Below are 20,803 nucleotides of genomic sequence, written 5' to 3' on the forward strand. Positions count from 1 at the left end.
AGTTTGTTAATTGATGATCTACCGGACCACTATCGATTCTCGTCATAACGGCTGACAACGAGTTCCTTTTGGAATAAGCATTTTTTTTAAGCATAGAATTTAATGATTCTATTCTCTACCAGGACATGGGTGAAATATGAAGAAAAACACAAATATGATAATACAAATCGCCGCAACATATACGGGAACCGTGGTGGGAGCCGGATTTGCTTCAGGACAGTCGATTATGCAGTTTTTCACGGTATACGGAGCCTATGGGGTATTAGGCATTTTATGCAGCACCTTTCTTTTTGTGTGGATCGGCACTAAAATGATGATTCTAGCTCACCATATCAAAGCATTTTCATATCAGGAGTTTAATGTTTATCTGTTTGGCAAGATTTTCGGCAAAGTCGCAAATGCCTTGACTTTTATTATTCTATTTGGGGTAACGGCCGTGATGCTTTCAGGAACCGGTACCATTTTCGAAGAACAACTCCGTCTACCCTATCAACTGGGTATTATCATCAGCATCGTTTTGTGTTATCTGGTGATGACGAAGGAAATCAGCGGAATTATGTTCGTAAACTCGTTAGTCGTTCCCATGATGCTTTTTTTCACTATTCTCCTTGTCGTAAAGGTTGTCAGAATAGACAATATTTTTGATATAGTCGGTTGGCAGAACCAACAACTGTACAATTTGAAGTGGTTCGTGAGTCCGTTTGTGTATGCAGGATTGAATTTTGCTTTTATTCTAGCCGTTATGGTTCCTCTGGGGAGTGAGGTGGATGACGAAAGCGCATTAAAATGGGGAGGGTTTTGGGGAGGCATTGGTCTTGGTTTTATGCTTCTTGTCAGCCATTTTGCAATGAGCTCAAAGATGCCCGAGATTCTTCAATACGATATTCCGATGGCCGAGATTATTCGAGATTTCGGGCGGTTTTTTCATGTATTGTTTTTGCTCGTAATCTATGGAGAAATATTCACCACATTGATAGGCAATGTTTTCGGAATTTCTCGTCAAATCCAAAGTCTATATAATCTTCCTAGAAGTTGGTTAGTTCTTGGCATATTACTTGCTAGTTTTTTGATTAGTCAAGCCGGTTTCACCTCCTTACTTACTTATCTTTATCCGCTATTTGGGTATATGGGTTTGATACTTCTTATTTTTTTAGCAGCTCAACGGATGCCCAGGGACTAAGTCTCCATATTTTTATAAGTTGATTCGGCACGAAATCCAACTATTGGGTAATTATGCTACTATCGGAATTAAGGCACAGGGTTCCATCGATCCAACTTCTTATTTCCAAGACTTTTGGCCTGCCGTCTTAATAGCTAACATAAATGACCTCCATAAGAATAAAGAATACAGCATAGGGTAGACAGTTGCATGTCATATAGAGTATTTCCAACGACTTCACCTAAAAAATAGCTGAAATGAAGTCAAACGGTGTTACTTGACTAAATTGGTTTTTCCCTAACATCTTTGTAATGATGGACAATGGACAATCCTACAAAACCTAGCAAGAACTCAATTGAGAATTGAAGAAACAACTTTTCATTTCCTCTTTCATCAAATGATTGGTGAAAGCAAGCACGCCGTTTGATCGAGAATCCGCTGCAAATGCGTGCGTTGAGGCGGGACTTCCATCCGTAAGGGAATGGAGTCCGCAAGATCATGCTCGAATTGTTCCGCCAGTTTTCGTGCTACTTCAGAACTGTACACAACTTCGCACACTTCATAATTCAGACGGTAGCTTCTTAAATCAAAATTTGAGGAGCCTATCTCGGCAATTTCTCCGTCAATGATCATTAACTTCGCATGCAACACGCCTTTATTGTAGAGGTAGATATGAACCCCGGCTTCCAAAAGTTCTCCATAGTAGGTCCGACTTGCAGCTCCAACGATGATCGATACCACGTGGCGGGGAACTAAGCGCACTCGGACACCGCGAACCAAAGCTGCTTTAATCGCCATAATAATGTCTGCATCTGGCACAAAGTAAGGCGCGATATTCCAATGGGCGTCGAAGACTGCTTGCAGTTCGTTTGCAGGTTAACCCACTATTCGAATATGGGTGTCGCGCCAAAAGCCGACATTCGACTTTAATCCGGTATATTCATCCCCGATATTGATGCCTCCAGTAAAAGCTTCCTGACCATCGAATACAACAATCTATGATTTCGGCAACTCCAATGGCGGCCGTAGCCATGGGCGTGCGTTGGGCCGAGGGGGAACTTGGATACTGTCAACTTTAGCAGTCGCGATGGGGGCGGCAGTGTTTAGGTTTATCCAAGGTTAGCTGTCTAAACAAAAGAATAGTGGCGAAAAGAGATCAAACCCTACAAGTTGAGTAGGGTTTGATCTCTTTTCTAATCTGTTCACCGATGAAAACAGACAAGCCATGTCCTCAATATTCATGGTTTGTCTGTTTTTCTTAAAACCCCTTATATTGAGGTTCTTCATTTTCCAACTGTTGTACGCGGCTTTCTACTTGCTGCACGATTTGTTGGGTTTGTTGGGCCGCATTCGTAAAGAGCGATTTTGCTTCTTGATTTTGTGTTTCCAAAGCAAATTGTTCCAGACTCGCCTGAGCACTTTTTAAAGATGCTACGCACGTTTTCACTTGAGAAGCAACTGTCACGGAATGTCACCTCCTTTACCTTAGGATAGGATAATGTTTCAGGGGTAATAGGAATAGATGCTTACATTCTCCCAATACCGAAATTAATATTTCCGTCTCGCAACAAAAGTATACGTTAGAAAAAAATTCAAATGGAAATGCATGAAAATAATGGAATTAGGACATATTAACTTTTGTCGATTAATGTGATTGGAAAGGAATGGTGATATTATGCCGGATTGGGTAGAAATCGCTTTGCGAACGTTGTTGGCTATGGGGGTACTTTTTGTCCTAACGAAGATATTGGGGAAACGGCAGGTATCACAGCTGTCATTGTTTGAGTATATCACCGGAATCACGATCGGCAGCCTTGCAGCTTACGTTTCGTTGGATCTGGAGACCAATTGGTATTTAGGCTTGGTTGCGATGACGGTTTGGACCGTTGTTTCTTTAGGGATTGAATTTCTACAGCTGAAAAGCAAAACGGCAAGAGACCTATTCGACGGCAAAGCAACAGTGCTCATTAAGGACGGCAAGATCATGGAGGATAACCTAAAAAAAGAAAGGATTACCACGGATGAACTTATGGAACAGCTTCGAATAAAGAATGTGTTCAAAGCTGCCGATGTTGAATTCGCCATCATGGAGTCAAGCGGTGACGTTAGCGTTCTTTTAACCAAGGAAAATCAACCGTTAACGCCTAAACACCTGGGAATAAATGTCGGGCCAGAACAAGAACCTCAATCGGTCATTATGGATGGAAAAATAATGGACGAACCGCTTGCCACGATAGGTCTAAACAGGAAATGGCTGGATACGGAACTGGAGAAATTAGGTGTTTCGATTGATAACGTATTTCTTGGACAGGTGGATTCCTATGGCCAGCTATACGTTGATTTATTTGATGATCAGATCAAAGTACCGAAACCCCAGAAAAAAGCCGCGTTGCTTGCAACATTGAAAAAGTGTGAAGCGGATCTCGAAATGTTTGGCTTATCTACCAAAGAACAAAATACAAAGCAGATGTACGAGCAATGTTCAAAAGCGTTAGAAAAGATTATTGATGAAGTTAAACCATTGCTGATTCGTTAACAATTCGCTAATTATACGTCAGCTGAAAATCGAGGAGGATGTTCATGGCAAATAATATAAAGAAAAATTTAACGCGGGTACAACAGGAATATAAAGAATTGGCGCAAAGCGTCGAACCTCCGAGGCCCATACTCAAAAACTTCATTCGTGCGTTTATAGCCGGCGGGGCCATTTGTTTGGTTGGACAAGCCATCCAGGAAATGTTTGTGCATTGGGGCGGCTTTGATGAGAAAAAAGCTGGGGACCCTACCGTGGCGGTTATGATACTCCTTTCTGTCATTCTGACCAGCATGGGGGTGTACGATAAGTTTGCCCAATGGGCTGGTGCGGGTTCTGCAGTGCCTGTGACGGGATTTGCGAATTCGATGGCATCCGCTGCGATTGAACATCAGAGTGAAGGTATGGTGCTCGGTGTTGGCGGTAAAATGTTTAAACTGGCTGGACCGGTTATTGTATTTGGTACAGTCGCCGCCTTTGCGGTAGGAATTGTACATTTGCTGATCAAAGGCGGGGGAGGCTCTTAATATGTTAAAGGGACACCAGAGTTGGCTATTTGAGAACAAGCCGTTCATCCGATCAACAGCAACGGTAGTGGGTCCATTTGAAGGAAGAGGCCCGCTGGCCAAAGATTTTGACATTGTCCATGGAGAATCCATGATGGGACAAAAGAGCTGGGAGAAAGCAGAAAAGGCATTGATTGAAGAAGCGGCAAAACTGGCTATTGAAAATGCGGGGTTGACAAAGGAACAAGTACAGTTTTACATAGGCGGGGATTTGATGAATCAAATCATTAGCAGCAGTTTTGCCGCGCGAACATTATCGATCCCTTACATCGGTGTGTTTGGTGCTTGCTCAACCTCGATGGAAAGTCTGGCATTAGCAGCTAACCTTGTAAATTCCGGTTCGGCGAAATTTGTGTTGGCGGGGACATGCAGCCATGATTCCAGTGCGGAGAAACAGTTCCGATATCCGACCGAGTACGGCTCGCAAAAACCGCCAACCGCCCAATATACGGTAACCGGGGCCGGTGCTGCCATCATATCCACGGAAGGTGACGGACCGGTTGTTACTTCTGCCACCATTGGCCGGGTTATCGATATGGGCATTAAAGACCCGTTTAATATGGGCGCAGCGATGGCTCCTGCAGCGGTAGACACCATTGAGGCGCATGTTCGGGATTTGGGAATTGAACCGGGTTATTACGATTTGATCGTTACCGGCGATCTTGCGAAAGTCGGATATGAAATCGCCTGTAAATTGTTTAAGAAACATAACTTTCCCATCGAACAAACCGAATATTCCGATTGCGGGATGATGATTTACGATTATGAAACCCAAATGGTTCAGGCCGGAGCAAGCGGCTGCGGTTGTTCGGCAGTTGTTACCTATGGACATTTGCTAAATCGGATGCGAAGAGGTGAACTGAAACGAATCCTCGTTGTCGCTACGGGGGCGCTGCTATCCCCGATTTCATTTCAACAAGGGGAAAGCATTCCTTGTATCGCTCATGCCGTATCCATAGAGGCAGGGAGGGAGATATTATGATTTTTCTTTGGGCTTTTTTGGTGGGCGGTGCAATCTGTGTTTTCGGACAATTTTGTTTTGATATCTTGAAACTTACACCGGCCCACACCATGACCTTGCTTGTTGTACTGGGCGCGATTGTCGATGGAATTGGATGGTATGACCCGCTGATTGAATTTGCCGGGGCAGGAGCATCGGTCCCGATTACAAGTTTTGGTAACGCGCTTGTCCATGGTGCGCTTCAAGAACTAGAGAACAATGGCTGGATTGGGATCATCACCGGAATTTTCGAAGTGACCAGTGCCGGAATATCTGCTGCGATTATTTTTTCGTTTCTCGCTGCATTGTTTGTAAAACCCAAAGGATAATACGGGGCCCAATCCGAATTTCGTTGGCTAAAATACACTGTAACGGTCGGTCAGGGCGATCCCTAACCGGCCGGTTTTGATTATGAGAAACATTTACTTGTTCCAATCTGTACGGAATGTCCCCATCGATAATCTCAAAGGTTACGTTGACCAAGCTATAAAAGCCATATACTGTCAGACGCTATTTATTTCGGTTCCTATATTCTCCATCACTTCTTTGGTTCGCTCCATTAAACTCGGCTCGGTTGGAACATTTTCACTTGCCTTTCCATCCAAGATTATTGGAGATTTGTTACTTGTCGTTTTGATTCGCTGTTTAAATTGTGATTTAAGTTCGCTTTTTTCCATAATTTCTCCTTTTCATTCGCCATTTTCAGAATATGCAACTGATATTATTCCGATTTTCATATCCTTTATGCATCATAGGAGTCAGGTCCCCAAAAGGCTGTGTTTCCGCCTGTATATAGACAACCAACCCGATAAAATGACCGGAAACCGGGCGGATGCCGTTGTCGCTTCTATGCGCCTGCCATAGACTAATGCTGTAAGTTCAACTTTACCTAACCCAAGGAGGAATGTTTTCAAATGCAGTTTATCAAACAGGTAATGCCCATGTATACGCATGACCAGGCCGCTTATGTCAGGCAAATGTACGATTGGCACATGAAAATGGCTCAGTATCACGAACAATTACGTACCTTTCATCTGGAAAGGGCGAAACAATTTCAAAAGCTCTCCGAAGAAAAAGCGAAAACGTCAGAAATATCCAGCGACACCAGCGTCGCTTAAAGGCGAACCGACATGGAGCGATGTGATGAATTGGCAGCATTCCGAATCAAAATCTGGGACCGCTATGTAACCCTTCGTTCCCAATATGGAACCCGGATGCCCTTGTCTTTCGACCAGTTCTGGTATGACTTTTTGGCCAGGCACATGCTATCCGACTGTGGCGTAGAGCAAGTATATGAGGACTTCTGCAACAACTGGGAGAATCGGTGTGTGAAAAATGTTTGCGATTCGAGCCATCGGTAGAATGCCTGCGAAATAGGACCAAATGGCCGGCTGTTGCCCAAAATGGGTTGCTCCGGCCTTTGATATTTGTATGCAGGGGACAAGGGTAGATGGGATCAAATCCAAGCGGACTTTCACGATGCGGATAACTGCATAGGATGATTCGTTTCTGGACAACTTAAATGCTGTTTGCATAAATTTGGAAAGGCGGATGCCTGCATGTTACCAACATTCAGTACAAGCATTAAAAACTGGACTACCTCTGCCCCAAGACAACCAAATCGATGTAAAAATTGCATCTGGGGCAACTGGGATGGGTTGAAACAATTTTGTTCGAAACCTGTCTGCATTAAGAAACAACCAGTATAAGAGAAAGTCCATCTTCTTTTACTTGATCATGTTCGGTTATCTGCAAAGAATTCTTGCCCAGTGACTGGCATTTTTTCCGAGGACGCATATAATGACGTGATCTAACTTTGAGGAGTGATGAATCATGTCCGTTGCGGCTCAAACAAGTACAAAGAGTTTACCTCCCTTTTCCATATGGGGAGTTCATGCATCTGTCGCCGGAAGACCGGTTGTGTGGGGCAAACTAGTGATGCGTGTTTTGCAGGACCAGCAAATTCAAGGCACCATCCAATTTCGCGGAACGCCGATTCCGATTGAAGGAAGTTGGAATGAAAGCACGCAGCAGATCATGTTTCATTCCCCCTACGCCGCCTACTCCGGCCAATTAACCATCTATGACGATGTCAAGATTCAACTTCGGCATTTGGTTCTCACCGGACGTCTGCGGATGCTACCCTCTTCTTTACAGGCGGGCGAATATGGAACCTGGGTAGCGACAACTGATATAAGCTTGGCGGGGTATAGCGGCTATATCCCACCGCAACCGCCTTCAACTTCGCTGCCGCCGGTCGGCGTATTTGTAACGTCGAATATACTGTATGGAAACTCGCGTATATAAAACAGGCACATATCGGATGAAAAATGATCGGTAAGCGGATAACGGAAAGGGGTGGCATATCAGTGGACGAAAATCAGATTCATCATGCAATCGAACAAGCCTATCAATTGATTGTTGAAGCACACCGCAACATGACTGACATTTGGCGCACTCACGTACTGTTTACGCGGCAATGGTGGTTTGGAGTAGGTTTATCGATATGCCCCTGGCTATTTTGGATCGGATTTCGGGATAAGAGAGCTACGGGACAGTTTCTCCTATCCGGGTTTACGATGATTATCGTGACATCGTGGTTGGACCAGCTTGGGATTGCCATGGGACTCTGGCATTATCACTGGGAAGTCGTACCGTTCATGCCGGCCAATTTTCCATGGAATTTTTCACTTCTTCCCGTCACGGTTATGTTCTTACACCAGTACAAGTCTGGCATACATCCGTTGTTCAAAGCTCTCCTATTTGGGGGATTTTCCGCTTTTGTGGCCGAGCCGGTCTCACAAATGGCCGATTTATACCACCCCGTTCACTGGATGCATACCTATTCTTTTCCTATCTATGTTGGGCTGTACTTGCTGGCTTCAAGCATTGCCAAGAAGGGCATAGATTTCGGTAAATCTTTTCAAAAAGACTCTAACCCCTGACAATAGCCAATCGTAAAATTTTACCATTCATTATTTTTCTGACGGGTTGACATATTACATATGGATGCCATTTCAGGAGGTGATCAACATGACGGTAGCTTCTCAAGTGAAAACAGCTGTAGCTTCATTAAAAAGCGCACAGGCCAGCTTTGAACAGTTTGCGTTAAATACACAAAACCAGCAGGCCAAAACCACGTTCACAAATGCAGCGCAACAGACACAAAACATCATTGACCAGGTCACTCCACGGTTACAACAAATTGAACAGGAAGAACCGCAGTATAAAGGTTTCTAATAAAGGGCCATGCCGATCTCTTCTCGGCATGGCTGCCCCTTTATTCCCTCGTAGATGACTGGATTGGGAGGCTGATTTTCTTGGCATGGATAGCAGGATTATGGCTAGTAAATACGGCACTATTGATCATCATTGCGGTTCGGGAGGTGCGCCGCCCCGCCAAAGCGTTGACTTGGATATCAGTCGGACTTGTATTACCGATTATCGGATTCGTTTGTTACCTGTTCGTCACGAATCCTGTGCAAATGCGGCGGGACAAGCTCGTTTCTTCGCACAATAACCCAATAGCGTTGCCTACAGCATGTGGTGACTCCGCTTTTGTTATCGCTCGGGCTTTGCAACCTTTGTCTGTCAGTGGCCTTCGAACCGGTTCCGTCCAAATCCTCACGAACGGGATGGAAACCTACGGAAAACTCCTTCAATCAATTCAGGCCGCACAAAAGTCAATCGATCTGGAATATTACATATACCGGAATGACCATATCGGTAAACGTATCACAGATGTGCTGATTGACCGGGCTTTATCCGGTGTGAACATTCGTTTTATAAGGGATGGCTGGGGAAGCCGGTCGTTTCCCAAACATGCGGTTCGCCGGATGATGGAAGCAGGCATTGAATGCAGGACCATCTTTCCCTTGCGAATCCCCTGGGTACTATCCAACTTGACATACCGGGATCATTGCAAGATCGTCATCGTCGACGGAAAGGAAGCCTTCATGGGAGGAATCAACGTTGGGGACGAGTATACCGGAATGAAGCCGGATGTCGATTTTTGGCGCGACACTCATATGCGGTTAACCGGCGAAACAGCGGATGATGTGAAAGCCGTTTTTGAGGCTCACTGGAAAATGGCGTCACCGGACATGCTCCATTTAACGAGAAAGGCAAAATTTCTCCCTGAATCGGCTCAACTTTCTGACGATAAAGCCATTCATCCATTTCCATCCGGCAAAACAGAACGAGGATACGGATGGGAATGGGGATCGGAGCTGGGAACGATGGAAGGCCCCCACATGGGAAAAGCTTCCCCATCCAAGGATTCGCATAACGTCTATATACAGATATTCGAAGGCAATCCCGGGCTGCCTACTCCGGTCATTCGGGAAATGCATTTCATCTGCCTGACGCAGGCGACCCGAACCATCGACGTGACCAACCCTTATTTTATACCCGATGCGGATATCATTATGGCCATCAAAACAGCCGCGGCGCGTGGCGTTCGAGTGAGATTACTGGTGCCGCGCCAAGTGATTCCTAAAGTTGCAGGAGCTGCAAGCCGTACGTATTATGGCGAACTCGTGGAAGCAGGGATCAATGTGTTTCAGTACAACAAAGGGGTATTGCACGCCAAAGTCATGATTATCGATGGCGAGATTGCCGAAGTGGGTTCTTCCAACTACGATCTCCGTAGTTACCGTTTAAACTACGAAGTGTGTGCAGTGATGTATCATTCCGATGTGGCCCGGGAGCTTACGGAACAATTCGAACGGGATCTCGCCGAGGCTACTCCATATCGTTTGGAAGATCATATGCATCGTACTTCTTCCGAGCGCATGCTTGATCAAGCGGCGCGTTTGTTGTCTCCTTTGTTATAAATCTCAAAAGTTACATGGAATTGAATCGAAGTCCAGTTTCCACTGGCGAAAGGGGAGAAGGCTTCCAACGAAGACAAGTAATATCGGATTTGGGCTACCGTCTATGGTGCAAATATCACGCCCGGCATATAGTGTAGAAAAAAAGGAGCTGCATCATAGATGATCATGATGAAACCGATTGAAGTGGAAGGTCATCAGGTTATAAGTATCGAGGTCGCCCTGCCCAAAACAACACTTCTTGCCATCACAACCGATCACGGATATATCATGTGCGGCGCGCTGGATATCCGTTTGTTAAATGAGAAATTAAACGATCGCCGCATTGTCGCAGGACGCGCAACCGGGGTGCGAACCATAGAGCAATTGCTGGATGCCCCACTCGATATGGTTACTACAGAGGCGGAATTACGCGGAATTCGCCCTGGAATGAAAGGAGCAGATGCGCTTTTAAAGATGGTAAGCGGGGGCAGGTAATTGTTGAGTCCATTCTTAAGGAAAGTAGGGGGATTTTTTGTTAACGGGTCTGCATATTGTCTTCCTTGGAGGCGATGCCCGGCATCTTGAAATCATTCGGTCATTCACTGACCTGGATGCAAATGTTGCGGTAATCGGTTTTGAAGATTTGCACGAACAACTTCATGAAGTCCATTATTCCAAGCTTACGAAGGAGGTTCTTCGCAAAGCGGACATATTGATATTACCGGTTGTCGGTACAGACGACCATGGCAGAGTAGAATCTTCATTTTCAGCTGAAACGCTATTGCTGAACAAGGAATATATGTCTTCCTTGCCGAAACACGCAAAAGTCTATACTGGCATAGCCAAGTCCTACTTGAAGAACCTTTGCGCGGAACTGGGGATCGATCTGATTGAATTATTCAGCAGGGACGATGTTGCCATCTTCAATTCCATTCCCACTGCGGAAGGCGCCTTAATGATGGCCATTCAACATACGGACATTACCATACATGGTTCGCGTTGTATGGTGCTGGGCTTGGGGAGAATCGGTCTTACGTTAGCCGGTATGCTTCACCGCCTGGGGGCACGCGTCAAAGCGGGTGTGCAGAAACCGGAGGAGTTTGCACGTGCCTGGGAGATGGGGATTGAGCCGTTTAATACGAAAGATTTGTACGATGAAGGCGTAAATGTGGATATTATTTTTAACACAGTTCCGGCGCATATTCTTAGTTCTCGTGTTTTAACCCGTATTCCGCATCACGCTATCATTATTGATTTGGCTTCCAAACCTGGTGGGACTGATTTTCGTTTTGCCGAAAAACGTGGAATCAAGGCCTTGTTGGCACCAAGTTTACCGGGATTGGTCGCGCCAAGAACGGCTGGACGTATATTGGCGAGTACGTTATGTCAATTGATCCAGGACGAACGGAGTCGAAACCGAGAGCAAATGGACATACTTTCCTGTCCTTCCGGGATATGAGATCGTGAACACTGAATAACGAATCAATTGAAGGTGTGATTACTTGTGTATACTTGATCATAGAGGCTGGCAACTTTGCCGGCCTCCGTCTTATTTTCGTAAGAATTCGGATGATGAAGTGCGTGGTGAAGCGGCTCTTTCGCAGATCACAAGTCGGTTCCGTTTCCATGGCTAGCGTTCGGGGACTCCAAGTTAAGTTGGTCTCGGAATCTTGTTCCAACTGTTACAAATGACCTATATAATAGAGTACATACATAGGTTCTTAACAGAAGAACGTTACGTATGCAACTATACGCTTATTGCACAGTCGGAGGTTACTTGCACAATGGATATTTCAGATTTGCTTTCGCATCCTGTCGCCCACCACGCATTTCATTATACACTTGTCGGAAAAGCTATGGTTCGGCTCGGCGGGGAAGTGGAAATGGTCAATCGCTCGCTATGCAACATGCTGGGCTATACAGAACAAGAACTGCTGCGAATGAGAATACATGATATCATTTATACGGAAGACGTTCCATTATATAACGGATCCATCAATGACTTGTTAGGCGGTAATTCCGATTATGTCGAAATGGAAAATCGTTATATTTGTCTTGACGGCAGACACAAATGGGGAACGACAACCCTATCGATCATCGAAGTGGAGGAATATCCGGAAAGGATATTCTTGATCCAGATTCAGGAGATCACGTATCGCAAAAGGCTTGTTGAATTGAACGAGGAATACGCGGATAAATTCAGAATGCTTGCTGACAATCATTCCGATCTTGTTTACGACGTCATGTTGGATGGAAGTATCAGCTATGTGAACCGCGCCTGCACGAAATTATTGGGCTATGACTTATACGAATTGGAAAGAACACTTGGAGACATCATTTGGAAAAGTCTGGAGCACGTGACGGAAACGTATACCAATGCCCGGTTTGAAATGGAAACTTCAATTGAAGCGAAAGACGGCCAAATATTAAAATTCAGCGTATTGCATATCCCGAATTTCATTCAGAATGAACTCGTAGGGCTGCATTGCATCGCAAGGGATATTACCCTGCAATCCAGTATGGAAAAGGCCCTGAAGCACAGCGAGAAAAAGTATCGTTTGTTAGCGGACCACACGGGGGAAATGATTGCTACACTGAATATCAATGGCATTATCTACTACATATCGCCGGCGTGCAAACCATTGCTGGGTTATGATGCGACGGAATTGATAGGAAGACCTGTCTGGGAACTGTTCTATCCTCCCGATATAGAAAAATTGGACAACTCGCAAGAGTGGATGAATGAAGACGGTTATGTCAACATTTTGCGATTACGTCGAAGAGACGGCTCCTTTGTTTGGGTGGAGGTCGTAAGCAACACGCTACGGTACGATTCGGGCAATGTTCGTGAAATAGTTAAGGTTTTTCGAGATATCACGAGCCGAAAGACGCTGGAAGACGTCCTGGCTACTCAAGAACGTGTCATGAGTGGTATTGTCGAAATGATGGATGTCGGCGTTGTGATTTGTGATGAAAATGGGATATTGACAAGCATGAATAGAGCCGCAAGACAATTGCACGAATTCGTACAGATACCTCTTTCTCCCGAACACTGGAGTTCTACATACGGATTGTATGAATCGGATGGAAAAACGCTGTTGAGCAAGGAACGCGTCCCGCTTTATCGGGCGTATCGGGGCGAAAGTTTCCGCGATCTGGAAATGGTCGTTAAAAAGTCGAATGGCGAGCATCGCCTCGTTCTCTGTCATGGGAAGCCGATCATTGTTCACAATAAAATTGTGGGCGGCATTTGTGTCATGCACGATATTACCGAATTTGATGCAGCCAAGCAATCTGCTCATCAGGCAGACAAATTATCCATAGCGGGTCAAATGGCCGCGGGAATTGCGCATGAAATTCGAAACCCGCTTACCGCGCTGAAAGGATTTCTGCAATTGTTAAGCGCCGGCAACGAAAATGGAAGTAAGTACTACGATATTATGAAGGATGAATTAACTCGTATCGAACTTATTCTAAATGAACTGCTGGCCTTAGCCAAACCGCAAGAGATGAACATGACGCGGCATGATCTTTCCGAGCTGATTCAGGATATCGTCGTGCTGCTTCAGGCGCAGGCCACTTTACATAATGTTGAAATTCACTTTCATCCAACCAAGGAATCCGTGCAGATCCGGTGCGATGGAAATAAAATCAAACAGTTATTTATTAATTTGATTAAGAATGCCATTGAAGCGATGCCTGAAGGGGGAACTGTCTGGATCGAACAAATGCGATGCGATGAATGGGTTAAAGTAAGCATAAGGGATAACGGGGTTGGAATTCCGCAAGAATTGTTGCAAAAGATCGGACAACCCTTTTTTACGCAGAAAGAGACAGGAACGGGTCTCGGGCTATCCATTTGTTATCAGATTGCAGAGTATCACAATGCGAATATTGAGGTTGCAAGCGAGGTTGGTGAAGGTACAACTTTCACCGTATCGTTTCCCGTCGCTCTGTAACAACGAATTTAATAACTTCTTTGAAAGTGGGTTTAATTTTATTCATAACCCATCCACTTCGTGACGAGAAATTCGCTCGCTTGTTTACTGCAGTTTGCACATGATAAGTGGCCGGGAAGGGAGTTAATGGAGGAAGCAAATGGAGGACGTTAATAGAGATGAAGCAAATCGTAGAGTTCCTTATGAATTCCGATCAAATGGATATTGGACTGGCTGTCGTTGATTCAGAAGCCAGAATTTTATGGTTAAATACAACCATGAACACATGGTACTCAGTAACCCCCGAAGAAGAATTCCCTGCACACTCGGCAATACAAGCGATCGTGGGGCAAGTATTGCAGGATAAAAAGAATTACCCGGGAGTACTCGTACAAGAGAAGTTAGATGGCAAAGTGCGATCCATGATCGCCTATGTATACCCTCAGTTAAAAGGGGAATGTTTTGTTCTAATGGCCGATATCCAAGATTTTCAACAGTACGTGCAAATTCAATGTGAGAAAGAAAGAAGGGAAACGATTGGGCATATGGCGGCGGGCACAGCCAATATCATTTTAAATCCTTTAGCGGTAATCAAAGGGACGCTTCAACTTCTGGAAAAAAGTTCGAAGGATCATGTTTCCGTTTTGCAATTTGCGGCATCTCCGCCTCATCAGAAAATGACAGGATACTTTAAGCTGCTCGATGAGCAAATTCAGACGATCGACAAAGCGTTGCAGCGGTTTTTGCTCTTTGGAAAGCCTTCCCAATTGAAATTTGTTCCTGTTTCCGTCATTTCGTTCATGCAGGAATGGGTTCCCGGTATACAAATCCAAGCACTAGACAAAAAAGTGCGTTTCGCTTTGGAATATCCGGAGCGAAACGGCTTTGTGTTAGGAGACCCCAAGCTGCTGCGAGCGGCGCTGCAAGAAATCATTGACAACGCATTAGATGCAAGTCCCCCAGGTTCTGTCTTAACGCTCCGAATAAACATTACGGATAATCATATCCACATCATTGTTCGCGATCAAGGAGCAGGAATTCCAAAAGATCTGCAGTCCCGAATCATCCTACCGTTTATTACAAGTAAACCGGACGCTATCGGATTTGGGCTTAGTTTCAGTCATGCTATGATCGCAAAAATGGGGGGCTCTTTGAATTTCGAAAGCTCGGAGGTCGGCACAAATGTTATCGTTCAATTACCGACATTTACGGGAACAACTTAAAATTGTCGGTAACATTGCTGTAAATGCCAATGGCTACACAACAAACCCTCAAAAAATTTTTTCGGGGGCTATTGCCGGGAGTTTCTGACCAAAGGCATATTCCAATTCAACTATGCAGGGTAGCAAAGAATAATATTTTCCGAAGAGTACAAAATAAAGCTGAAAAAAAAGATAATGTGACAATGGAGGAACTTACATGCCGCTCATTCCTTGGGATTCGTTTCGCAATACCGATCTATGGAGAAGGGATTTGGAAAAAATTTTTAACGAAGGTTTTCCTGAAATAGGCGCGCGTCTGGGATTTGCTACCCCTCGTATTGATGTATTTGAGACTGAACATGAAGTGATTGCTTCTTGTGAAATCCCTGGTTTGGATAAAAAAGAAGACCTTCATATCGATGTGGATGAAAACATGCTTACAATTAGTGGGACCATAAAGCAAGCGAATGAAGTGAAGCAGGAACAAATACATCGCAAAGAACGGTTTGTCGGACGGTTCCAACGGTCGGTGTCTTTGCCATCACGCGTTCAAACGGAAGGAACGACAGCCACGTACCGCAACGGTGTCCTTGAAGTTCGCATGCCGAAATTAAAAGCCGATACCCAACGGCAAATTGATGTGCAGTTTCATTAAAATGAATTGTGAGATCACAATATAGGCGTTACATGAAAAATGGGCGCTTGCACATAATAAGCTTTGGGGGATGAAGTCCTACCATATTGAAGGAGGTCAAAAATCGTGTATCAACAAAACCTTTCACAGCAAGCAAGCCAATGCGCGCAGATTATTCAACAGTTGATCCAGCAAACCCAGCAATCGAGCAACATGTATCAACAAATGTTGCAACAGGAGCAGCAAAACGCCGCCCAACTGGATCAGCTGGCCCAGAAAGAACGTCAAGCGGTTCAAACCATTCAATCTGTTCTGCAAGGACATCAAACTGCCATACAGCAGATGCAGCAGGCGATGCAAATTTGTTCTCAGCTTCAACAAACAGCGCAACAACAAGCCGGCGTGCAGAATGCGGGCTGGCCAATGGCTCAGAGCTGGCAGAATCAGAATTTGCAGCCACGGCAGTATCAATAGAACAGCAAGTGAAAAAACGATCGCTTTAAAAAGAAGGCGGTCGTTTTTTCACTTGACGATGCGTATACCCCAAAACCATTCAGCCGATTTTCTTTGCAAATAAGTCCCAAATGCCGCGCAAAAGGTTCAGCAACATGCCGAACGAGACTTGCACCCCTGCCTTGCCTAGCGCCTTCAGCCTCCCGAGCCAACCAGCGCGCCTTGGCTTGGGAGGCGACCTGACAAGCAAGCTGCGCAAGATTTGGGAGGGATACAGGCATGGCAACTGCAAAATTTCGCGAGGAGCAGTAATCGTGATCAGCGTATGCAAGGTTTGCGGGGCTGAAGAGCGGGAGGATACGAAGGCGGCAGCGGAAGGCAGTGTATCCGACACCATTCTTCATTTAGTCTGCCTTGCGGATCGGCAGCAGTACATCGGCGGTACAGCTGCGGATCATTTGCTGCCCTAGCCGGGATCTGCTTCCGGTTTTGTTCATGGATGGACTAGAAGCCCTTGAATTGCGGTTCTTCCCTGGGTGCTTTTCAGCGAAGCCAGGCAAGTTTTGACCTGAGTAGCTACAGTCATTGCCCCAATCCCTCCTTTCCTGATTATCTCTCATATAAGATAAGATGTCTTTTTCAGCTGCGGGCGCCGTCGCGACCGTCCCGATCACCAGTTTTGGAAACTCTCTGGTTCATGGTGCGCTTCAGGAGCTGCAGCAGGATGGATGGATCGGCATCATCATCGGGATTTTTGAGTTAACGAGCGCCGGCGTTTCAGCAGCGATCATTTTCTCTTTTCTTGCGTCGCTCGTAGCAAAGCCTCGTGGATAAAGCATGTGCCCGGCTTCTAAGATAGGAGCCGTACCTACTACGGAAGCCGGGTACAGATTTACATGTACGAAAAAGGGATGCTGCACGCAAAGGTGATGGTCGTCGATGAGGAAACGGCTGTGGTATGTTCGGCGAATTATGATTTTAAGAAGCAATCGCCTCAATTACAAGGTGTGCGAAGTTTTGTACAGCGCCGGCGTAGCGCGGGAACTCACGGAGCAATCTGCTTGCCTCGCTGTTATAGCTCGCGGGTTAACGCACCAGGTATGGTATGAATTTCTTACAAGACATTTCATAGAGGAGCATCCTACAGAACAGATTTATGACGATTTGTGTAAAGAACTAGGAGTAACGCTCACCTGTAATGCCTGGAGACGTTTCGAGAGCTGCATACCGCATTCGAGCTCGCTTACCGTGCGCAGGGCTTGAAGCCGCAGCGCCACGGCCTGCCGCTGCATACAGCTAAGGAGTGGAACGCAATGCTGGCCGCAGCCGGGTTTATGAACCCGCGGCGCCGCCAAAACGTCCGCATCGAACGGTACCCGACGGTGCGCGATTTTCTCCATGCGATAAAAGCGATCGGCGCCAGCGCCTCGGTAGCCTCCCCTTCCGGCCGAATCGGCCTACGCCGCCTTTTTCACGACATGTTCCAGCACTACGAGACGCGATACGGCGACTCTAATGGCATCCTTGCGACATATGAGCTGCTGTTGCTGCATGGTTTCGCTCCGAAATAAAGTATCACCGAGGGAGAGGATGAAGAACAGGAAACCGTCTACGGAACGTTAGCGTATATTATGTTGAAATTGGCAGTAATGACGAAGCGAATAATCATAAACAGCTAAATCCTTAGAGTAAGAAAAATAACAGGGACAACGAGGGCTTAGTACAAAAATTTACATATGCATCTCTCGTCTGGAAAAGTTTAAATTCTGCATGTTTAGTTCTGGAGAGACAAATAGACTACCAGAACAACCAATCGTGGCAGCCTATTTGCTCTAAGTGCAAGGAGGGGACTGTACCCCACCATTAGTATATATACCGAGGAGGTTGTTTAAGTACAATTATCGAGTCGGAACGAGGTCCGATTTAAACATTTGATTTCTAGACGTATTTGTGGTAATTTTAGAAAAGTGAATTCACGGTTTACACAGGGACGGTGTGTAACCAATAAAAACTCAATTAGAACAAGGAGTATTGGGGAATTACACAGTATGCGTTCTTCAATATTGCCATTTTAAGAGATAAAGCTTGAATCTGGAGTAGTCAACTTGTTCCAAAATTAGAAAGAATGTTCCTATCAGCTGATTTTAAATTCGGATTTGATATTGTAGATGAAGATGTAGCTGACATTCTCACAACATTTGTTTCTGCCTATCACGAAGGGGACTGGTCGATTTGCCATATAGATTATGGTATAGATGATCCTTCAGTTCATGCCGTTCGTGCTCTCTGTCAAAAATTAAATATCTACTATGATATTAAAGAGAATGAAAGTGAAAGTGAAATCACGCTATATCTACCTCGCTCTACTGATCCACTCAGTGTCCAGCAAGCCGCCGATGATTCCAAGCGTCAACTGATCGATTTTGCTTCACAAGTCTCTTCTGGATTCGAGTTAGGACGTTTTGGATTTATATGTGAGGGGATGCTCCGGTCAAGAGGTTTAGAGGTTAGTGAGAATGTTATGATCTGGTGTACTATGGATGGTATCACTGTATTAACAGAGTATTGTCATGGAAGGTTATTCAACTTTTATGGGGAAATGACAGAATCCTTGATACAAGAGTTGGTTATCGAGTACCATTTTGACACATTCATTAACAAAGCTAGCGTAGTCATACCTCCATCTTCGAACAAAACAGCGGTGACACATCCACTTTTCGTGAAGCGGGTAAGTTACGATCAAAGTTTTTTCGGGAATGTATGGACTGGCTTAACACAGCAACATTTAAAAATGATTCTCGAAGAGTTCAAAGAATATCATGTATATTCACTGGTATCTACTAAAAATGGGTACAGTCTGTTAGAAGGCATGCAGGTCAATTGTATTGGATTTCTTCTAACACGCTGTTACATTTCGATTCCGGAAGGATTAGAACTACCCAAGAGAATCATTGGTAACTCATAAATTAATAAAGATACCTTCTTCAAAAAGAGGGTATCTTTATTTTATAGGTATGAGAACCATTTATATTGATTGTAAAGACGTTGAACTGTTATAATACGGATATTACGAAAGGTATTTATTTTCACCGCCGTCTACCTTTTCGGCGAGTGAAGGAGTATATCCGGTTAACGGATAAAAAAATAACAGGCATAGAATTTGCCATGGAGATTAAGAAGCATGCCACAGGTATGTTTTTTTTATTTTCCATGGCTTTTTTTGTGCCTAAAAACTGGGAGGAAGATACTAATGGAAATACTTTTGGAGCAGCGTCATGAAAATCATGTAGATGAAAAAGAAGAAGTAGCGGTAACGAGTGAGATGGCTTTTGTAGTAGATCACGGTGCCCTCATGAATGCACTAACAATCTGCGGGAAGGTTATACCTAAATCGAGCGCTATCCCTATCATGCAAACGATAAAGTTTGACTTGAATGGTGATACTCTGTTCATCACGGCTGTAGACGTTAGTCAATCCGTGCTGCAGATGATGGAGGTGAAAAATACAGGCGGGGTAAAGGGGAGTTATTTGTTCCCAGCAAAAGAAGGGATCGAACTTATTAAGCGGTTGCCTGCTGGTAGTTTGACGCTGACAAGAAAGGAATCATCAGTGCATGTTCAATATGGAAAGAGTGGTAAGGCTAATCTTAGTGTCTTAGACTCTGATGAATTCCCTGCGCTTCCCGTCTTGGGGAAAACAGATATGATCCCTATTTCATTAGAGACTCTTCGAAGAGCTGCTGTTACATCACTTTTTACAGCTACGGATGAAAAAACACCCGCACTGAATGGTATACATATCTATAATCATGAGGGGAAATTAGGATTCCAAGCAACGGATCGTCATCGGATTAGTAGATTTGTTTCGGACATCCCTATAGATACTCCGGAAACGTTTCTGTCCTCAATTGTCCCTGCACAGAACTTTAAACAGATTGTGGATTCATTAAAAGACTCAGTTGCGATTCAACTCGCAGTAACGAGTACTTACTTAATCCTAAGAGATAAGAACATTGTCTATTTTGGTAGATTGATTGATGCGACTTTTCCAGATCTTTCTGTAGCTTTTAAGGGGATAGATCAGGGAATCACGATTACTTTATCTAAAGAGGAGCTGGATAAGACACTTTATCGTGCTTTGTCACTGGATGCTCAAAATAATCGTGTGACGCTTGAAGTTGATACAACAGGAGAATTTGTTGTTCATACTCAATCAAAAAACAGTGCACTGACAGAAGGATTTCCTACAGCTATTTTAGATGCTAATGCTTCTTTCCCCGTCATGAAATTTAATGGAAAGTATCTACGTGAAGCTTTACTTCTGGGCAACCGAGAAACCAAAAATGTTCAGATCCGAGTGAGTGGTTCGAAGAGCCCTGGGTATCTGACATTAGAAGGTGATCCATCGGTAACTGCAGTTTTACTTCCGTGCCTATGACAAGGGCTTAGTAGTAGCAATGGTGTGTGGGATTACTATAACAGGATGCCTAAAAGAGTTGCGCGT

The 20,803-nt window shown here is 44.8% G+C and carries 25 protein-coding genes and 4 pseudogenes; 24 read left to right on the forward strand and 5 right to left on the reverse strand.

Going from position 1 to position 20,803, the window contains the following annotated elements; translation table 11 throughout:
- The first annotated feature begins 136 nt into the window (after positions 1-136).
- Complete coding sequence (locus ACDZ28_RS00215; protein ID WP_375102298.1) at positions 137-1,180, forward strand: hypothetical protein; 1,044 nt, start codon at positions 137-139, stop codon at positions 1,178-1,180.
- A 182-nt stretch (positions 1,181-1,362) separates the two neighbouring features.
- Here the strand turns inward: ACDZ28_RS00215 and ACDZ28_RS00220 are convergent.
- The 3 genes and pseudogenes from ACDZ28_RS00220 to ACDZ28_RS00230 all read right to left on the reverse strand — a co-directional run.
- Positions 1,363-1,463 (reverse strand): annotated as a pseudogene (locus tag ACDZ28_RS00220) (DUF421 domain-containing protein); the annotation flags it as partial.
- Positions 1,464-1,552: 89 nt separating this feature from the next.
- A pseudogene (locus ACDZ28_RS00225) lies at positions 1,553-2,155 on the reverse strand (phosphatidylserine/phosphatidylglycerophosphate/cardiolipin synthase family protein); the annotation flags it as partial.
- Between the two features lie 262 nt (positions 2,156-2,417).
- Positions 2,418-2,624: a DUF1657 domain-containing protein gene (locus ACDZ28_RS00230; protein WP_007781230.1), complete on the reverse strand. Its 207-nt coding sequence runs from the start codon at positions 2,622-2,624 to the stop codon at positions 2,418-2,420.
- Between the two features lie 210 nt (positions 2,625-2,834).
- Here ACDZ28_RS00230 and ACDZ28_RS00235 point away from each other — a divergent pair, with 210 nt between their 5' ends.
- The 4 genes from ACDZ28_RS00235 to spoVAE are packed head-to-tail and all read left to right on the forward strand — an operon-like array spanning position 2,835 to position 5,587.
- Positions 2,835-3,695: a DUF421 domain-containing protein gene (locus ACDZ28_RS00235; RefSeq protein WP_054943624.1), complete on the forward strand. Its 861-nt coding sequence runs from the start codon at positions 2,835-2,837 to the stop codon at positions 3,693-3,695.
- Positions 3,696-3,739: 44 nt separating this feature from the next.
- The gene (gene spoVAC, locus ACDZ28_RS00240) at positions 3,740-4,219 is read left to right on the forward strand and encodes a stage V sporulation protein AC (protein ID WP_005832062.1); all 480 of its coding nucleotides are present in this window, start codon (positions 3,740-3,742) and stop codon (positions 4,217-4,219) included.
- Position 4,220: 1 nt separating this feature from the next.
- A complete protein-coding gene (gene spoVAD / locus ACDZ28_RS00245; RefSeq protein ID WP_375102299.1) occupies positions 4,221-5,240 on the forward strand; it encodes a stage V sporulation protein AD in 1,020 nt (339 codons plus the stop codon).
- Positions 5,237-5,587, forward strand: a complete 351-nt coding sequence (gene spoVAE, locus ACDZ28_RS00250; RefSeq protein WP_054943626.1) for a stage V sporulation protein AE — start codon at positions 5,237-5,239, stop codon at positions 5,585-5,587. Before spoVAD ends, spoVAE begins: the two co-directional genes overlap by 4 nt.
- Positions 5,588-5,761: 174 nt before the next feature.
- Here spoVAE and ACDZ28_RS00255 read toward each other — a convergent pair whose 3' ends face one another.
- Positions 5,762-5,935, reverse strand: coding sequence for a hypothetical protein (locus ACDZ28_RS00255; RefSeq protein ID WP_153784608.1), 174 nt, complete (start codon positions 5,933-5,935; stop codon positions 5,762-5,764).
- A gap of 237 nt (positions 5,936-6,172) precedes the next feature.
- Here ACDZ28_RS00255 and ACDZ28_RS00260 point away from each other — a divergent pair, with 237 nt between their 5' ends.
- Complete coding sequence (locus ACDZ28_RS00260; protein ID WP_054943627.1) at positions 6,173-6,376, forward strand: hypothetical protein; 204 nt, start codon at positions 6,173-6,175, stop codon at positions 6,374-6,376.
- 147 nt (positions 6,377-6,523) lie between these two features.
- Here ACDZ28_RS00260 and ACDZ28_RS00265 read toward each other — a convergent pair whose 3' ends face one another.
- Positions 6,524-6,793, reverse strand: coding sequence for a hypothetical protein (locus ACDZ28_RS00265; RefSeq protein ID WP_375102300.1), 270 nt, complete (start codon positions 6,791-6,793; stop codon positions 6,524-6,526).
- 298 nt (positions 6,794-7,091) lie between these two features.
- Here ACDZ28_RS00265 and ACDZ28_RS00270 point away from each other — a divergent pair, with 298 nt between their 5' ends.
- The 18 genes and pseudogenes from ACDZ28_RS00270 (at position 7,092) to dnaN (ending at position 20,737) form a co-directional block, all read left to right on the forward strand.
- Entirely contained in the window at positions 7,092-7,565 is a 474-nt protein-coding gene (locus tag ACDZ28_RS00270; RefSeq protein WP_023556420.1) for a hypothetical protein, read from the forward strand.
- Positions 7,566-7,627: 62 nt separating this feature from the next.
- On the forward strand, positions 7,628-8,203 hold the full coding sequence (locus tag ACDZ28_RS00275) for a CBO0543 family protein (protein WP_375102301.1): 576 nt from the start codon (positions 7,628-7,630) through the stop codon (positions 8,201-8,203).
- An 88-nt stretch (positions 8,204-8,291) separates the two neighbouring features.
- Entirely contained in the window at positions 8,292-8,498 is a 207-nt protein-coding gene (locus ACDZ28_RS00280) for a DUF1657 domain-containing protein (RefSeq protein ID WP_029197844.1), read from the forward strand.
- Positions 8,499-8,578: 80 nt separating this feature from the next.
- Positions 8,579-10,093, forward strand: coding sequence for a phospholipase D-like domain-containing protein (locus tag ACDZ28_RS00285; protein WP_375102302.1), 1,515 nt, complete (start codon positions 8,579-8,581; stop codon positions 10,091-10,093).
- A gap of 159 nt (positions 10,094-10,252) precedes the next feature.
- Positions 10,253-10,567: a YunC family protein gene (locus ACDZ28_RS00290; protein ID WP_023559069.1), complete on the forward strand. Its 315-nt coding sequence runs from the start codon at positions 10,253-10,255 to the stop codon at positions 10,565-10,567.
- Between the two features lie 37 nt (positions 10,568-10,604).
- Entirely contained in the window at positions 10,605-11,531 is a 927-nt protein-coding gene (gene dpsA, locus ACDZ28_RS00295) for a dipicolinate synthase subunit DpsA (RefSeq protein ID WP_054943629.1), read from the forward strand.
- Between the two features lie 325 nt (positions 11,532-11,856).
- Entirely contained in the window at positions 11,857-14,031 is a 2,175-nt protein-coding gene (locus tag ACDZ28_RS00300; RefSeq protein WP_280788528.1) for a PAS domain S-box protein, read from the forward strand.
- A 158-nt stretch (positions 14,032-14,189) separates the two neighbouring features.
- Complete coding sequence (locus ACDZ28_RS00305) at positions 14,190-15,233, forward strand: ATP-binding protein (RefSeq protein WP_375102303.1); 1,044 nt, start codon at positions 14,190-14,192, stop codon at positions 15,231-15,233.
- Positions 15,234-15,262: 29 nt separating this feature from the next.
- Positions 15,263-15,520: a hypothetical protein gene (locus ACDZ28_RS00310; protein WP_375102353.1), complete on the forward strand. Its 258-nt coding sequence runs from the start codon at positions 15,263-15,265 to the stop codon at positions 15,518-15,520.
- A complete protein-coding gene (locus ACDZ28_RS00315; protein WP_054943631.1) occupies positions 15,430-15,867 on the forward strand; it encodes an Hsp20/alpha crystallin family protein in 438 nt (145 codons plus the stop codon). The genes ACDZ28_RS00310 and ACDZ28_RS00315 overlap by 91 nt, the downstream gene beginning before the upstream one ends.
- A gap of 105 nt (positions 15,868-15,972) precedes the next feature.
- The gene (locus ACDZ28_RS00320) at positions 15,973-16,320 is read left to right on the forward strand and encodes a hypothetical protein (protein ID WP_023559073.1); all 348 of its coding nucleotides are present in this window, start codon (positions 15,973-15,975) and stop codon (positions 16,318-16,320) included.
- Between the two features lie 293 nt (positions 16,321-16,613).
- Entirely contained in the window at positions 16,614-16,769 is a 156-nt protein-coding gene (locus ACDZ28_RS00325; protein WP_159067864.1) for a hypothetical protein, read from the forward strand.
- Between the two features lie 175 nt (positions 16,770-16,944).
- Positions 16,945-17,133, forward strand: a pseudogene (locus ACDZ28_RS00330) (SpoVA/SpoVAEb family sporulation membrane protein); the annotation flags it as partial.
- Positions 17,134-17,159: 26 nt separating this feature from the next.
- A pseudogene (locus ACDZ28_RS00335) lies at positions 17,160-17,355 on the forward strand (phospholipase D-like domain-containing protein); the annotation flags it as partial.
- A 257-nt stretch (positions 17,356-17,612) separates the two neighbouring features.
- Positions 17,613-17,870 (forward strand): hypothetical protein, encoded by a 258-nt coding sequence (locus tag ACDZ28_RS00340; RefSeq protein ID WP_023559076.1) that lies wholly within the window; start codon positions 17,613-17,615, stop codon positions 17,868-17,870.
- Positions 17,871-18,424: 554 nt separating this feature from the next.
- Positions 18,425-19,264: a hypothetical protein gene (locus tag ACDZ28_RS00345; RefSeq protein ID WP_375102304.1), complete on the forward strand. Its 840-nt coding sequence runs from the start codon at positions 18,425-18,427 to the stop codon at positions 19,262-19,264.
- A 65-nt stretch (positions 19,265-19,329) separates the two neighbouring features.
- Entirely contained in the window at positions 19,330-19,578 is a 249-nt protein-coding gene (locus ACDZ28_RS00350) for a hypothetical protein (protein WP_375102305.1), read from the forward strand.
- Positions 19,550-20,737, forward strand: coding sequence for a DNA polymerase III subunit beta (gene dnaN, locus ACDZ28_RS00355; RefSeq protein ID WP_076179613.1), 1,188 nt, complete (start codon positions 19,550-19,552; stop codon positions 20,735-20,737). Before ACDZ28_RS00350 ends, dnaN begins: the two co-directional genes overlap by 29 nt.
- Positions 20,738-20,803 lie beyond the last annotated feature (66 nt).

The organism is Paenibacillus sp. RS8 (assembly GCF_041956825.1).
In the GTDB taxonomy this organism is placed as follows: domain Bacteria; phylum Bacillota; class Bacilli; order Paenibacillales; family Paenibacillaceae; genus Paenibacillus_AQ.

Bases quoted from the DNA above. Each gene is read 5' to 3' on its own strand.
- ACDZ28_RS00265 (WP_375102300.1), bottom strand. From the start codon at position 6,793: ATGCAAACAGCATTTAAGTTGTCCAGAAACGAATCATCCTATGCAGTT.
- ACDZ28_RS00290 (WP_023559069.1), top strand. From the start codon at position 10,253: ATGATCATGATGAAACCGATTGAAGTGGAAGGTCATCAGGTTATAAGT.
- dnaN (WP_076179613.1), top strand. From the start codon at position 19,550: ATGGAAATACTTTTGGAGCAGCGTCATGAAAATCATGTAGATGAAAAA.
- ACDZ28_RS00310 (WP_375102353.1), top strand. From the start codon at position 15,263: ATGGCTACACAACAAACCCTCAAAAAATTTTTTCGGGGGCTATTGCCG.
- ACDZ28_RS00260 (WP_054943627.1), top strand. From the start codon at position 6,173: ATGCAGTTTATCAAACAGGTAATGCCCATGTATACGCATGACCAGGCC.
- ACDZ28_RS00280 (WP_029197844.1), top strand. From the start codon at position 8,292: ATGACGGTAGCTTCTCAAGTGAAAACAGCTGTAGCTTCATTAAAAAGC.
- ACDZ28_RS00235 (WP_054943624.1), top strand. From the start codon at position 2,835: ATGCCGGATTGGGTAGAAATCGCTTTGCGAACGTTGTTGGCTATGGGG.
- ACDZ28_RS00340 (WP_023559076.1), top strand. From the start codon at position 17,613: ATGCTGGCCGCAGCCGGGTTTATGAACCCGCGGCGCCGCCAAAACGTC.
- ACDZ28_RS00215 (WP_375102298.1), top strand. From the start codon at position 137: ATGAAGAAAAACACAAATATGATAATACAAATCGCCGCAACATATACG.
- ACDZ28_RS00300 (WP_280788528.1), top strand. From the start codon at position 11,857: ATGGATATTTCAGATTTGCTTTCGCATCCTGTCGCCCACCACGCATTT.
- spoVAC (WP_005832062.1), top strand. From the start codon at position 3,740: ATGGCAAATAATATAAAGAAAAATTTAACGCGGGTACAACAGGAATAT.
- spoVAE (WP_054943626.1), top strand. From the start codon at position 5,237: ATGATTTTTCTTTGGGCTTTTTTGGTGGGCGGTGCAATCTGTGTTTTC.
- ACDZ28_RS00255 (WP_153784608.1), bottom strand. From the start codon at position 5,935: ATGGAAAAAAGCGAACTTAAATCACAATTTAAACAGCGAATCAAAACG.
- spoVAD (WP_375102299.1), top strand. From the start codon at position 4,221: ATGTTAAAGGGACACCAGAGTTGGCTATTTGAGAACAAGCCGTTCATC.
- ACDZ28_RS00315 (WP_054943631.1), top strand. From the start codon at position 15,430: ATGCCGCTCATTCCTTGGGATTCGTTTCGCAATACCGATCTATGGAGA.
- ACDZ28_RS00305 (WP_375102303.1), top strand. From the start codon at position 14,190: ATGAAGCAAATCGTAGAGTTCCTTATGAATTCCGATCAAATGGATATT.
- ACDZ28_RS00345 (WP_375102304.1), top strand. From the start codon at position 18,425: ATGTTCCTATCAGCTGATTTTAAATTCGGATTTGATATTGTAGATGAA.
- ACDZ28_RS00270 (WP_023556420.1), top strand. From the start codon at position 7,092: ATGTCCGTTGCGGCTCAAACAAGTACAAAGAGTTTACCTCCCTTTTCC.